Below are 14,163 nucleotides of genomic sequence, written 5' to 3'. Positions count from 1 at the left end.
GTCATCCCGCCTGCCCCGCACGAGCCCACGTCCGGCCCGCCGCCGCCCGGCCTACGCCGGAGGCGGCACCGCCGTGCGCAGGTGGCTCAGCAGCGTGGACAGGGCCTCCCACGCCGCCGGGTCGGCGCCGTCGCCCAGCGGGTAGTGCAGCCCGGGCCTGCGCTGCGGCCCCACCTGGACGGGCGTCACCGCCAGCGGAGGCCTGCGCGCCCGGGTCAGCGTCGCCTCGGCCACGCCCGCCCCGCCCAGGGTGAACGACACCGGCACGGCGGGCGCGGACACCCGCGGGACCAGGCTCAGGTCGCGCCGCCCCGGCCCGACGGAGACCAGCATGCTGACCAGGCCGTGCCCGGCCGCCAGCACCTCCGCCAGCTCCGCGAGCGCGGCCGAGGGCACCTCCTCCGAGGGCCCGTACCCCAGCGACAGGGTGACGTCCTCCTCGACCCCGGCCGCCGTGCGGGTCACGCGTACGGTCGCCAGCGCGGGCCGCTCCGGCGATCCGACGGCGGTGACCAGCGTGGGCTCGGGCGCCCGGCCCCGGGCGAGGTCGGTGAGCTGGCGCGGCGACCACGGCAGGTTCACGGGCTCGGCGGTGCCCCAGCCCGCGGGCGGCCCCCCGGTCAGGGTGCGCCAGGCGGCCTCCAGCGAGCGGCCGACCAGCAGTTCCTCCTCGGCGGGGTGCTCCGTACGGAACTGCACGGTCAGCCGGCGCTCCCCCGGCGTCCCCGCCCGCCCGAAAGCGGCCGCGAGCCGCGGCCGGCCCGCCTCGTCGCGGGCCGGGGCGAAGGTGCCGTCCTGCCAGCTCAGCACCGCCCCGGACAGGCCGTCGTAGTACCCGCACTCGGGGTCCTGGACCACCCACCGGTTCGGCGCCCCGGCCAGCGCGGTCCGCAGCGGCAGGCTCAGCCGGCAGTGGTCCGGGGTGACGATGTGCAGGGCCGCGCCGAACTCCGCCGTGGTGCGCAGGACGTCCGACAGCCAGGCCGTCAGCCCCAGCACCGGCCGGTCCGCGAGCACCACCGCGGTCGACTCGGTGACCACGTCCACGGTCGGCAGCGCTCCGACGGGCGCGGGCGCCGCAGAGGCCTCGGACGTCACCGGCACCACCCCGACGTGCCCCGCGCCCTCGGGCCAGACCGTCCCGCCGAGCACCTCCGCGAGGCGGCCGGCGACGGCTCCGGCCAGCGGGGCCGCCTCGGGCACGGCGGTGGAGGCGCGGGTCTCCGTCCACCAGACGGGAGTCGCCGAGGGCGTCCCGAGGAGCCGTTCCACCTCGCCGGGCACCTGGACCAGTACGGGCGCCTCCACGGAGACCAGCGGCCTGCCGCCCGACCCCAGCAGCTGGATCACGGCGCCGTCGGCGGCGGTCTGGGCGTCGAGGTCGGCGCCGCCCGCCGTCAGCGCCACCATCAGCGCGGTGGTGTCGGGCATCTTGGCGGTGAGGGCGATGACGTCCTTGGTCACGGTGTCAGGGTGCTTCCTGGCTCGGGGTGTCGGCGAGGGCGGTCTGCACGATCTGGTGCGGGCGGCCCCGGCGCACCAGCGTGCCGCGCCCGGGCGGCTGGGCGCTGGCGTACAGCTGCGGGAACAGCTGCCCTTCGGAGCGCTCGCCGTTCATGACGAGGGCGGTGGTGCCCGACTCGCGCAGGGTGGTCAGCAGCGGCTCGTACAGGGCCCGGGAGGAGCCGGCGACGCGCCGGGCGATGACGAAGTGCAGGCCGATGTCCTGCGCGGAGGGCAGGTAGGGGACGAACGCCTGGAGCGGCTGCTGCCCGGCGGTGGTGAGGATGTCGTAGTCGTCGACGAGGACCACGATGCGCGGCCCGGCGAAGCCCGGGCCGTCGCCCGGTTCGGCGTCCGGGTCGATGCCGTCCTCCGGGAGCCGCTTGTCGAGCTCCTTGGCGATCCCGGCCGACAGGGCCGCGGCGATCTTGGCGTTGTGCGCGTACCCGCCCCGGTAGGGCTCGGGGACCACGCCGCGCAGCCCGCGCCGGGGGTCGTAGACGGCGAAGACCAGTTCCTCCTCGCCGTAGCGGGCGATGAGCTGGCGGGCGACGAGGGCGAGCAGGTTCGTCTTGCCGCACTCGTTGTCGCCGAGGATCAGCAGGTGCTGGTCCTGGCCGAAGAGGTCGAGGAGGACCGGGGCGAGGACGTCCTGGTCGACGCCGACGGGGACCCGGTGCGGCTCCTGGTCCACGGTGGGCAGCCGGTCGGCCGGCAGCCGCGCGGGCAGGACCCGTACGGGGGAGGCCAGTTCGCCGTGCCAGGTGGCGCGGACGGTACCGGCGGCCTCCTCCAGGGCGGCGGCCAGGTCGGTGTTCCCGGCCCGGGAGTCGATGCGCGGCAGGGCGGTCTGCGCGAAGAGCTTGCCGTCGGTGAGGACCCGGCCCGGGGTGTCGGGGGAGATCGTCTCGGACAGCTTGCGGTCGATGGCCGAGTCGGAGGGGTCGCCCAGGCGCAGCTCGACGCGGCCGCCGAACAGGGACTGGTTGGCGATCCGCACGTCGTTCCAGCGGAGCATGCCCGCGACGACGTGGATGCCGTAGCCGCCGCCCCGCTTGAGCAGGTCGGTGACGGAGTCGTCCAGCTCGGAGAACTCCTCGCGCAGCGCCCCGTACCCGTCGACGAGCAGCACGATGTCGGTGGAGGCGAGCTCGGTGAGCCGTCCCTGGGAGCGCAGCCGGCGCAGCTGGTCAACGGAGTCGATGGAGTGCTCGCGGAAGAGCTCCTCGCGCTGGGCGAGCATGGCGCGCACCTCGGCGACCGTACGGGCGGCCCGTTCCCGGTCGGCGCGGCCGGCGATCCCGCCGACGTGCGGGAGCCCGGCGAGCGCGGCGAGGCCGCCGCCGGCCAGGTCGAGGCCGTAGACGGCGACTTCCTGGGGGGTGTGGGTCAGCGCCAGCGAGAGGGCGATGGTGCGCAGCAGGGTGGTCTTGCCGGACTGGGGGCCGCCGGTGACGGCGGTGTGCCCGCCGGCGACGGTCAGGTCCAGTTCCCAGGGGCCGCGCCACTGGCGGGCCGGGTCGTCGAGGACGCCGAGGGGCACCTTCAGCGGGGGACGCCCGCCCGTGCCGAGCTGGAGTCCGCGTCCGGTGACGGAGAGGGGTCCGGCGGCGGCGTCGAGGGGGATGGCCTCGGGCAGCGGCGGCAGCCAGATGCGGCGTACGGGCGGGGCGGCGTCGGCGAGCTGGTCGACGATGACGGAGAGCACGCTGGGCCCGGTCTCGCGGGCGGTGGCGGTGGGCTTCTCCTCGGTCTCGTCGGGCTGCCCGGCGCTGTCCTGGAGGGTGTTGAAGACGGGGTAGGGCAGGGCGAGCGGTCCGTGTTCGGCGTCGTCGCGCTCGGCGGCCGGGCCCCGGTAGCGGCCGGAGACGTACCCGGCCTTGAAGCGGGTGTAGGTGGAGGTGTCCACCTTGAGGTAGCCGAAGCCGGGCAGCGGCGGCAGCTGGAAGGCGTCGGTGGTGTCGAGGACGGTGCGCGACTCGTCGGCGGAGAAGGTGCGCAGGCCGAGCCGGTAGGAGAGGTAGGTGTCCAGGCCCTTGAGCTTGCCACCCTCGATGCGCTGGCTGGAGAGCAGCAGGTGCACGCCGATGGAGCGGCCGATGCGGCCGATGGACAGGAACAGGTCGATGAAGTCGGGCTTGGCGGTGAGGAGTTCGCCGAACTCGTCGATGACGACGAACAGGTGCGGCAGCGGCTCCAGTTCGGGCTTCTCGGCGCGCAGCACCGCGTAGTGGCCGATGTCGGCGACGTTCCCGGCGTCCTTGAGGACCTGCTGGCGGCGCTTGACCTCGCCGGCGAGGCTGGTGTGGACGCGCTCGACGAGCCCGGCCTGGTTCTCCAGGTTGGTGATGACCCCGGCGACGTGCGGGAGCTTCTCGAAGGGGGCGAAGGTGGCGCCGCCCTTGTAGTCGACGAGGACCATCGCGAGGTCCTCGGGCGAGTGGGTGGCGACCAGGGCGAGGACGAGCGTACGCAGCAGCTCGCTCTTGCCGGAGCCGGTCGCGCCGACGCACAGCCCGTGCGGGCCCATGCCGAGCTGCGAGGACTCCTTGAGGTCGAGCAGCACCGGGCCGTGCCGGTCGTCGACGCCGATCGGCACGCGCAGGAAGTCCCGCTCGCCGCGCGGCGCCCACAGGCGCTTCACGTCGAGGGCGGCCGGGTCGGTGATGCCGAGCAGGCCCATGAAGTCCACCGGCCCGGAGAGGGGGGTGCCCTCGGCGACGGACTCGGCGGACAGCCGCAGCGGGGCGAGCATGCGGGCCAGGCCCTCGGCCGTGGCGGGCCCGAGGGCGTCGCTGAGGCCCTCGGCGGCGGGCGCCTGCGGGGTGCGCAGGTCGCGGACGGTGACGTGGCTGCCGTCCACGGTGATCCGTATGGTCACCTCGTCGGGCTCGTGGACCTGCTCGGCGAGCAGGTGCAGCACGGTGGTGTTCATGTCGGCCAGGCCCACCGCCGTGTCCGGGCGGGGCAGTTCGACGGCGTTGTCGCCGTACTCGTCGCTGACGACGAGGAGCCGGCCGGCCAGCGCCAGGGCGCGCCGGTCGGACAGGCCCCGGCGCACCTCGGCCGCGTACGAGGCCCTGCGGCGCAGGTCGGGTGCGAGGACCCCGGTGGCGAGCTGGGGCAGGCTGGGGGCGATCCGGCGGGCGGCGACGGGCCCGTCGTACTCCTGCTGGTCGAGGACGTGGGGCAGCCACTTGGCCCACTCCCAGTCCGCCATCCGGTCGCCGGGCACACCGAGGGCGATGGCCACGTCGTCCGGGGCGTGCAGGACGGCGGTGTGCGTGAGCAGGGCGCGGGCCACGCGCAGGACGCCCTCGCGGTCGCCGACGATGCTGACGTTCCCGGCGCGGTCGAGGGGGACGGTCAGCGGGAAGTCGCTGGCCCGGCCGAAGCGGGCCATGAGGGCTCCGGCCTCGTTGAGCATGAACCGGTCGGGCGGGGTGAGCACGCCTCCGGCCCCGGCGGCGAGGCTCAGTTCCTGCACGGCGACGGCGCCGGTGCCCAGCCGCGGGCGCAGGAAGTCCGGGTCGGTGCGGCGCCGTTCCCACAGCCGCGCGGGGTCGCGCACGAGGTCGTAGAGGGCCTCCGGCGGCGGGTTGAGGCGGCGGGCCTCGTCGCGCAGCGCCTTCTCGCGCGCGCCGAGTTCCTCGCGCTGCTCCTCCAGGTACTCCAGGTAGCGCTCGCGCTGGGCGCGGCGGGTGCGCTGGGCCTTGCCGCGCTGCGACCAGAACATGGCGACGGCGCCGAGCAGGGCGAAGACCAGCACGATCGCCCCGACGGCGGCGAACTGGCTGTTGCGGATGACAGTCATCATCACGACCGAGCCCATCACGCCGGCCATCGGCAGCAGCGCGGTGGCGGGGCTGCCGATCTTGCCCTCGGGCAGGTTGGGCGGGGCCTCGACGGCGTGGGGCTGTGCGGGGGCGGGGGGCAGGGTGCCCCGGGCCGGCCGGTGGATCAGCTGCTGGGTCACCGGGCAGCACCGGCCGCCGGGAGGGCCACGGCCCGCTGGAGCACGTCGGCGGCGAGCCGCATGGCCGCCTCCCGGGTCCCGACGCCGAGGAGTTCGGTCCGGATGGTGCCGCCGGAGGCGAGATGGCGGTCGTAGGGCAGTACGACGACCCCCGCGCCCGTCGCGCGCAGCTTCTCGACGGCCTTGCCGAGGTCGACGGCGGGGTGCGGGGACTGGACGGTGAGCACGACGACGGTGCGCGGCAGCACGGGCACCGGCAGGGAGGCCAGCCAGTCGAGGACGGCGAGGGTGGAGACGAGGCCCTCGGCGGTGGCGGGGGCGGTGAGCACGCGGGCGTGCGCGGTGTCGAGCGCGGTACGGGCCACGTCGCCCGGGAGGGTCTCGCAGTCGGCGACGGTGACCCCGAAGTAGCGGCGCAGCGCGACCATCACGGTCCGGTAGGTGGCGACGTCGACCTGGGCGCCGATCCGGCCCTGGCTGCCGGGCAGCAGCCAGCCGCCGTCGGCGAGCGGGACGAGGTAGCCGGTGATGTCGGTGAGCTGCATGGAGGGGCGGACGATCTGCGCGACGTCCGCGCAGGTCCAGCGCAGGGACTGGACGCCGAGCCGGACCGGCAGGGTGCCGAGGGCGGCGTCCGCCTCCAGGGTGAGCACCGGGTCGTGGCGGAAGTGGTTGTAGGTGCGGCTGAGGAGGGCGGTGACGGTGGTCTTGCCGGAGCCGCCGCGGATGCTGGTGACGACGATGTGGCGGCCGGTGGTGACGGGCTGCTGCACCTGCGTGGCCAGTTCCGTCTCGGCGGCGACGGCCTTGGCGACGGAGGAGCCGAGCGCTCCGCGCAGGGTGCGCAGGGTGCGGCGCACCAGCGGGTCGCCGTGGCGGGGGCGGCCGGCGGGGGCGTCGGAGCCGGGGACCGGGACGGTCTCGGGCGCCCGGGCCTGGGGCGCCTGCGGGGTGTACTGCTGGGTGTACGGCTGCTGCGGGGGTACGGGGGCCGCCTGCTGCGGGAGGGGGGCGTGCGGCTGCACCGGCAGGGCGCCCTGCGGTGCGGCGGCGGGAGCGCCCGCGCCCGCGCCGTGGCCCGTCAGGTCGCCCAGGACGCCGGCCTGCCAGTCGCCCTGGGCGTTCGCGGGGGCGTTCCCAAGGGCGTTCCCGGGGGCGTTCTCGGGGGCGTTACCGGGGCCGTGTCCGTATCCGTTCCCGGGCCCGTGTCCGTCACGCCGGTTCATGCTCATGTCTGACATGTCTGAGTCGCAACCCTTACGCGAAGGTGCCGAGCAGCCGCCCGTACACGCCGAACACCCCGATGAGCAGCGGGAACAGCACGATGACGCCGATGGACTCGGCGGTGTCCCCGAGCCGCCGCAGCCGGACCCGTACGTGCTCGGGCGGCTGGACGGCGAGGACCCCGAACGCCACCAGGGCCAGCGCCAGCAGCACCGCCAGCGGCCCCGCGGCACCGGAACGCCCGGCCCACACCAGCAGTGCCGCCACCGTGACGGCCGCCCCGGCCAGCAGCAGCGCCACCACCTCCGCGACGAGCGGGAACGCCCGCGCGCGCAGCCACAGCACGACGGCGACCGCCGAGGCGAGGGACACCGTCCAGACGTCGGGTTCCCGCAGCGCGAGCACCCCGGCCGCACCCGCCGACACGGCGGTGGCGAGGGTGGCCAGCGCCATGCCCCGGTGGGTGGCGCCGAGGGCGGTGGCGACCTTGTACCGGCTGACCGAAACCCCGCGCGCCCGCTGGTCGTCGAGCCCGGTCAGCCCGGCCGCCGCCAGCGCGAGCCGCGGCAGCAGCCCGAGCAGGATCACCGAGACCACGGCGAGCACGGCCCCGGTCCGGGCCCCCGCCTGGCCCTGCGCCAGGGCGGTCGCCTCCCACACCCCGGTCAGCGCAACCACGGCGGCGGCGCCCACGAACCCGCCCCGCCCGAGCGGCGTGAACCACCCCAGCAGCGCGAGCCCGACGGCCAGCGCGCCCGCCACGGCGGCGAGCCGGCCCATGGCTCCCCAGTGCTGCGCGTCGCCCAGGGTCCACGCCCCGAGCACCCCGACGGCGGCGGCACACGCCAGCAGCGCCGCCGCCAGCCCCGACCGCTTCAGCCGCCCGGCCAGCGCCCCGACGACCCCGGCGACCGCGGCCGCCGCGAGCAGCACGCCCGCCACGGCACCCGGCGCGAACTCCCGCCGGGCGAACCATCCCGCCACCAGCGCCCACAGGACCATCCCGGCCCCGGCGGTGACCCGCCGCGCGGACGGCCGCCAGCGCCAGGCGCGTACGTCCAGGTCCTCGGCGGCCTCGTCCGTGACGTCGTGCACCACGGGCGCGGACGGCACGTCCTGCACCCGCACGAGCCGCAGCACGGCCCCGTCGGCGACACCGGCGTCCTCGAGCGAGACGCCGTGCTCGATCACCGACCCGTCGGCCGTCACGAGGTGACGCAGCATCGGCTGCGCGGCCACCCGGTCGTCCAGCATCCGTATGACGTCGGGCAAAAGCCGCCCGACGGGCTCCTGGGAGGGCAGTACGAGATCCATCCGCCGCCGCTCACCCACCAAGGTGACCCGGCTCAATGCCGTACCGCTCACTGCCCCCATGCTCACCACGCGCTCGAACCTATCACCGAGTACTGACCTGCCCGGGCGTCCCCATCTTGCCGATGAGGCGGTGGGAGATGAACGACCAGCCGACGCAGCCGGCGCAGAGCACCGCCGCGATCACCAGCCCGGCGACGGCCTTCCCGATCCGCTCGTCGGCCACCCGCCGCCCGCGCTGCGCCCCGAACAGCACGGCGTCGCGCATCCGGCGCCGCCGTACCGCGACGGACTCCAGCAACTGGCTGTCGTAATCCTCAGCCGCCACCCCGGCCTCCCTTCTCCCTGTCGCCCCGCACGCTAGTACGCCCCCTCACGACGCCGAAACCGGCGGTGCCGGTTCCGCCATGCCCGCATCGACGGCGGTGACCGCTCGACCAGCTCGTCCGCGCGGATCACCCGGCGGCGGCGGGGGACACGATCCGCCCGAGTCGCCGGGCGGCCTCCAGCTGGTCGATCGCGACCAGCCCCGCCGGGCCGGCCTCCGCCGGCTCCCAGCCCGGACCGGCGCCGAACACCTCGTCGACCCGTACGTCACCCACCACCCGCTGCCGACGCACCGGCCCCAGGCCGTCCTCGGCGGCGTGGTACGTGGGCTTCCCCTCGCACTCCAGCGCGTCGAGCACGACGTCGTCGAGGACACCGACGGGCCGGCTGCCGAGGTAGCCGTCCAGCTTGCCGGGACGCATCATCACGCCGACAAGGTCGATGAAGACGCCCGAGCAGTCACGGCTGAAGGACCCGCCGCGCTCGTAGAACAGCACGAGCGGCTCGTACAGGTCCGGCAGCCCGTCCACCGCGGCCGGGTTCCGCTCCCGGAGCCCCGCCAGCCGCACGGCCCCGGCGCAGGTCCGCCGCAGCTCCTGCCAGTGCACCGTGCGCTCCAGCTCCTCCAGCTCGGCCGCCTGCCCGGCCGGGAGCTCGAACTCCGGGTCCAGGTAGGCCGTGACGTCGTAGAACGGCCACGCCTCCTCGCCCCCGCAGGCCTTCGCCCACACGGCGGCGCGGCGCAGGTACTCCCACATCAGCACCCGCCGGGACTGGTTGCGGTCGAAGGCCAGGTCCCACCGCATGTCCCAGTCCACGCCCCGCAGCCGCGCCAGCACCAACGACGCCGTCACCCTCAGCCCCTCCCCGACAACTCCGCGAGCGCGTCCAGCGACGGCGCCCCGTGCACGACCGCTCCGACGGACGACGCGTCCCCGGTCCGGCCGAGGCAACCGTCCAGGGCCTCCAGCGCCGAGTCTCCGCCCCCTCGGGCCGCCCGGAACCGTAGCAGCCAGCGCACGCCCGCCTCGAAGGCCGCGTCCCCCGCCGCGCTGCGGGGCTCGTACCCGGCCGCGCCGTCGGCAGACGCCCAGAGGAACCCGAGCAGCCTTTCCCCGCGACGTACTTCGGCGTACCGGACGGGCCCCTCGGTGGTGCTCTCGAAATCCCCTGCCCCGTATCCGCCGGGGAGTAGCCGCATGAGCCGCCGCCAGCGCGCGGGTACCTCGAAGTTGCCCCAGGAGTCGTCGTACTCCGACTCCTCCGCGAACCCGTCCACCGTGGGACGGGCGTGCCAGGTCGGGTCACCGGGGTCTACCTCCGCCCCCGTCAGCTCGGAGATCCGCCTCAGCGCGGCGGCGAGCCGGGGCGCGTTCTCCGCGGCCACGTCGGGCTGCGGCCGCTCCCGGAGGTCCTGGGCCAGCCAGGGATCGGCGTAGACGCCCATCCCGAGCACCACCGCACCCTCGCCCCACACATGGACCCCCACGACGAACAGCTTCTCCGCCCGCCGCCACACCCCGGCCTCCGCCCACTCCCCGGGCAACACGAGGCCGACCGTCAGCTGCCGGCCGGGCAACAGGCGCACAGCAGCGGCCTGCTCGCCCACGACAGCGACGGGTACGTCACGCCGCTCGAACAGCGGGTGCGCCATGGCCGACCGGTCACAGAGCACCACCGAGCCCGTTGCGCCGCCGGTGACCAGCCCGAGGGAAGCCAGGACGTCCCTGACCTCCTCCACCAGCGCGAGGGCCCTCGACGCCCCGCTCACGGGGGCGTCGAGCACGGGGGAAGGCTCCCAGAACCACTCCCCGACCGCCTCGGTCGTGATCACGGGCCCTCCACATCGGCGCAGCCGCCGACCTGGGGCATCGGCTGCTGGGGGGCGCCATCGAACAGATAGTCGTACATATCCCGAAGGTACGCATGGAGAGTCTCACGGTCAGGGAACTCGATATCAGTCAGCCTCTCGCATTCATCCGGCCCGAACGAGTCATCCGCAATGATCTCCGCAAATCCTTTGCGAATGGATTCAACTTAGGCATCACTAAAAACCACGAGAGTCGGCCTTAGATATCCAGTCGTGTCATATCCCATCTCAAGGCTCAGGTACGTCCTGAGGAAACCCTTGAAACGATCGTCCATTGAAGCTCTCCCCCATGGCCTCCCGAGGAGGAGGCAGACAGCACGAGCCCGCGTTCAGGCCGCGAGCAGCGCTTTGGCACGGAGGAAGGTGTCGTCATCGTCCAGCTCCACGGACTCCGCCTCGATATCGGCCACGATCCGCCGCAGGACCTTGGCCCACTCGCTGACGAACACCGGGGTGGGGACTACCATCTCGCCCCGCTCCGTGAGGAGCGACTCATAGTTTCCGAGCGTGCTGTGCCAGCGCGCCTGAATCCTCAGCGAGTCGCCCTCACGGACCATCTTCCATTCAGCCGAGAACGTGTCGGAGCCCCAAAAGACCTCAGTCTCCGAGAAATCAGAGCGTTGAACTTCCTCCAGCAGGGGAACCAGATCGTCGACAAGGGCGGCGAGGTCGTAGCCGTACGGAAGCCGGATCGGTACCAGATTCCAGACGAGGATGGCGTCCTCGGCCTCGGAGGAATACAGTTCACCGACCGCCTCGGCCATGTCGGCAGCGGATGCACACCGCCGAACCGCCGGACAGCCTGCCTGCATCGAGAAACTCATCACCCTCCGCCTATCCCATAGCGGGCAAGATCTCGCACGTACCAGTCACGAGGCAAGTTCACCGCAGAACCCGTCTCCGTGAGGAGCCCGTTCGCCAGGTCCGCACCGGACAGGTCGACCAGGGACAGGTCGAGCCCCGCGCCCCGGCTACATCAGGTCGGTTAGATCAGGGCCTCGACCATCGACGAGTTCCGCCTCCGCAAGCCCGTAAGCCGTCGCCATGCCGAAGTAGGTCGGCTCCCCGGGCTCCGCCTCGACACCCAGCAGCTCGTCGAGCTCCCGCAGTGCCGCAGCGAGGCGCGGTGCGTTACGGGAGTGCACGGCCGGATGCGGATTGCCTCGGAAGTCACAGGTTGCCCACACGTCGTGGTGGACGGACAGCGTTGCCGAAGGCCCAATGGAGTCCGGGGAGACCATGAGCTCGACCAGCCGCCCCTCCTGGCGGGGGCCCCCTCCGCATCGAACCACGTACCCGATCCGACGACCGCGAAGCCCGTCATCTCCGCGCCCGGGTGACCCACCGGCCGACAGGCGCGGATCTCATCGGCGAGCTTCTCGTCGGTCAGGGACCTGCTGACGAGGCTCAGCCCGCTGTCGATGCCCAGCCCGCCCTTGCCGACCTCGAACCAGCTCCATTCGAGGGCTTGCGGCACGAGCAGTCCGTGCGCGGACAGCACCGCGGACATCGCCGCTGCCGTCGCGAGCGCCGGCTCCAGCCCGGGCTCCGCCACGTCGTCCAGATCCCAGAACCACGAGCCGCTCTCCCTCGGAGCGCGCATCAGGAACATTGCGCCTTCACTCCGTCAGTGAACGTGACACGAACGCCCGAAGCGCCCGACCGCTTCAGCTCCACGGCCCGCAGCCGCCCCAGCATCAGAGCGGCTGCGTCCGTCGGCGCCCTCAGAACCTTCCGGACAGTTCCTCCAGGGCGTCCAGCGAAGCCGCCTCCTGCACTGTGGCTTCGGCGACCGAGCCGTTCGGGGCGTCGTCCGGCCTCCCTATCAGCTCTTCCAGCGCTTCCGCCGCCCCGTAGCCCCGGAGTTTCAGGGACCGGAGCTCCAACAGCCACGGGACGCCTGCCGTGAAGGCCTCGTCACCCGCCGCGTTGCGGGGCTCGTACCCAGCCGCCGCATCACCGACGGATGCCCAGAGGTACCCCAGGACCTGTCCCCCTCGCAGCACGCGCACGTAGCGCACGGGATGCTCTGTAGTGCTCTCGTAATCCTCGCCTCCGGCTTCACCAGGGACGAGCTTCATCAGCCGCTTCCAGCGCGCGGGAATCTCGAAGTTGCCCCATGAGTCGTCATACTCCGCCCCCTCCACCAACAGGTCGGTGAAGCCGTCCGCCGTGGGTGCGGCGTGCTTGGTGGCGTCCCCCGGGTCGATCTCTGAGCCCGTCAGCTCAGAGATCCGCTTCAGCCCGGCGGCGAGCCGGGGCGCGTTCTCTGCGGCCACCTCGGGCTGCGGCCGTTCCCGGAGATCCTGGGTCAGCCAGGCATCGGCGTAGGTGGACAGCACGAGCAGCACCGCGCCCTCGCCCCACACGTCGACCCGTACGGTGAACAGCTTCTCCGCCCGCCGCCTGACCCCGGACTCGGTCCATTCCCCGGGCAGCTTGAGGCTCAGCGTCAGCAGACGGTCCGGCAGGAGCCTCACGGTGGCTGCCCCCTCGGCAGCAGCGGCGAGGTCCTGGCCGAGGCTCCCGCCGGAAGCCAGCGGAATGTCACGGACCTCCCAAAGGGGGCTGGCCATCGCCTGCCGGTCGCTGAGCACGACCGAAGCCGTGCCCCCGTCCGTGACCAGCCCGACCGAAGCCAGAGCACTCCTCACGTCCGACAGCAGACCAAGTGCCCTTGCGATGCCGTTTTCCAGCACATCGGACAGAGGAGAGGGCTCCCAGAACCATTCGCCCACGGGCGCAGATGTGATCACTGGCTTTCCTTCAGAATTCCCATGGGGTCGGTCGGAGTCCCGCGCGGAACCACGATGATTCCGTCGTCAAGACGAATAACGAAGGCTACGCCCTTGCCGGCACCCCACTTGCCACGTCCGTTCTGGTGGATTTCCATCAGCTGGTCGACGGCACCGTTGGCCCTCCACTGCGCCATGGTGCCCTGGCCGTCGACGAGCATGAGCTTGTGCTTGGCCGTCGAGTGGGTGATCTGGCTGAGGTACTTTCCGCGGGTGATTTCACCCACCGGGTCGATCGGGTTCTCCAGACGCTTCATCTGGTAGCCCCAGGAATCGCCGTCCTTCGGACCGTAGTAGACGTCCGTGTCCTCGAATTCTGCCTTCTTCACCTCGAAGTGGATGTCATCACCCTTCAGACCGCTCTTCCGCAGGTCATCGGCGAAGATGATCTGATCGAGCGCGGGTTCGAGCATGCCCACCTTGCGCGCCCCCATGCTGGACACGACCTGTGAGAAGTGCTCACTGTCCTTGAAGGCACCTGAGCTGATGATTTCCGCGACCTGCTGGCCGCGCGGATTCTCCGCCAAGCGCTCGATCGCCCGCTCGAGAACGTCCGGCTTCGGGCGCTCCTTGCCGGGAAGCTGCTTGACCGCGTCACGGAGCTGCTGCTCCGCCTCACCACCGCGGACCAGCGGCTTCGGCTCCCCGCCGCCTGGCGGCGTGTGGCCTCCGGCCGGGGGCTGCCCGTCGCCAGGGCCGTCACCATTGCCGCCCCCGGGAGTGTGATCACCACCGCCCGGGGTGTGGTCGCCTCCAGGGCCGTCACTCGGGCCGTCGCCGTGGCCGCCGCCGCCTGTGGTCGGGCCGTCGCCGTGGCCACCCGTGGACGGGGTGTCCGTGTGGCCGCCGCCCGTGGGGGTGGTGTCGGTGCCGCCGTGGCCCGTGCCTCCGGTGCCGCCGGGTTCGGTGTGGCTGTTGTGCGGCATGTTGTCGGCCGTGCCGCCCGGGGTGTGGGACGCGGTGCCGCCCGGGGTGTGGGTGGCCGTGCCGGCCGGGGTGTGGGAGGTGACGTCCGCCGTGTGGGCGCCGACGCCGACCGGGACTTCCTGGCGCACCGGGACTTCGGCCAGGGGGTGGTCGGGGCCCTTGGGGACCGAGGTGAGGTCCTGCTTCGGGAGGCCCTTGTGGTCCAGGAGCTGGTTGGTGACCTTGTCGAA

The 14,163-nt window shown here is 73.2% G+C and carries 9 protein-coding genes and 1 pseudogene; all 10 read right to left on the bottom strand.

Features of this window, described 5'->3' with window-relative positions:
* Positions 1-51 precede the first annotated feature (51 nt).
* The gene (locus ACZ501_RS34095; RefSeq protein WP_468800519.1) at positions 52-1,464 is read right to left on the bottom strand and encodes a DUF6177 family protein; all 1,413 of its coding nucleotides are present in this window, start codon (positions 1,462-1,464) and stop codon (positions 52-54) included.
* Positions 1,465-1,468: 4 nt separating this feature from the next.
* Entirely contained in the window at positions 1,469-5,479 is a 4,011-nt protein-coding gene (gene eccCa, locus ACZ501_RS34090) for a type VII secretion protein EccCa (RefSeq protein ID WP_468800516.1), read from the bottom strand.
* A complete protein-coding gene (locus ACZ501_RS34085) occupies positions 5,476-6,720 on the bottom strand; it encodes a hypothetical protein (RefSeq protein ID WP_468800513.1) in 1,245 nt (414 codons plus the stop codon). Before ACZ501_RS34085 ends, eccCa begins: the two co-directional genes overlap by 4 nt.
* 16 nt (positions 6,721-6,736) lie before the next feature.
* Positions 6,737-8,077 carry a type VII secretion integral membrane protein EccD gene (gene eccD, locus ACZ501_RS34080; protein WP_361600404.1) on the bottom strand — a complete coding sequence of 447 codons (1,341 nt, stop codon included), beginning with the start codon at positions 8,075-8,077 and terminating at the stop codon, positions 6,737-6,739.
* A gap of 22 nt (positions 8,078-8,099) precedes the next feature.
* Positions 8,100-8,282, bottom strand: coding sequence for a hypothetical protein (locus tag ACZ501_RS34075; RefSeq protein ID WP_361600407.1), 183 nt, complete (start codon positions 8,280-8,282; stop codon positions 8,100-8,102).
* A gap of 187 nt (positions 8,283-8,469) precedes the next feature.
* A complete protein-coding gene (locus ACZ501_RS34070; protein ID WP_468800511.1) occupies positions 8,470-9,195 on the bottom strand; it encodes a hypothetical protein in 726 nt (241 codons plus the stop codon).
* Between the two features lie 2 nt (positions 9,196-9,197).
* A complete protein-coding gene (locus ACZ501_RS34065) occupies positions 9,198-10,175 on the bottom strand; it encodes a hypothetical protein (RefSeq protein ID WP_468800508.1) in 978 nt (325 codons plus the stop codon).
* A 365-nt stretch (positions 10,176-10,540) separates the two neighbouring features.
* Positions 10,541-10,975, bottom strand: coding sequence for a hypothetical protein (locus ACZ501_RS34060; protein WP_362464722.1), 435 nt, complete (start codon positions 10,973-10,975; stop codon positions 10,541-10,543).
* Positions 10,976-11,935: 960 nt separating this feature from the next.
* Complete coding sequence (locus ACZ501_RS34055; RefSeq protein WP_468800506.1) at positions 11,936-12,967, bottom strand: hypothetical protein; 1,032 nt, start codon at positions 12,965-12,967, stop codon at positions 11,936-11,938.
* Positions 12,964-14,163 (bottom strand): annotated as a pseudogene (locus ACZ501_RS34050) (hypothetical protein); the annotation flags it as partial. The pseudogene ACZ501_RS34050 and the gene ACZ501_RS34055, both read right to left, overlap by 4 nt.

This window comes from Streptomyces sp. NPDC034085, assembly GCF_055575555.1.
The sequence above is the reverse complement of the archived record's forward strand: the minus strand, read 5'-3'. Positions and strand labels throughout refer to the sequence as shown.

Bases quoted from the DNA above. Each gene is read 5' to 3' on its own strand.
- ACZ501_RS34085 (WP_468800513.1), bottom strand. From the start codon at position 6,720: ATGTCAGACATGAGCATGAACCGGCGTGACGGACACGGGCCCGGGAAC.
- eccD (WP_361600404.1), bottom strand. From the start codon at position 8,077: ATGGGGGCAGTGAGCGGTACGGCATTGAGCCGGGTCACCTTGGTGGGT.
- ACZ501_RS34075 (WP_361600407.1), bottom strand. From the start codon at position 8,282: ATGCGCGACGCCGTGCTGTTCGGGGCGCAGCGCGGGCGGCGGGTGGCC.
- ACZ501_RS34060 (WP_362464722.1), bottom strand. From the start codon at position 10,975: ATGGCCGAGGCGGTCGGTGAACTGTATTCCTCCGAGGCCGAGGACGCC.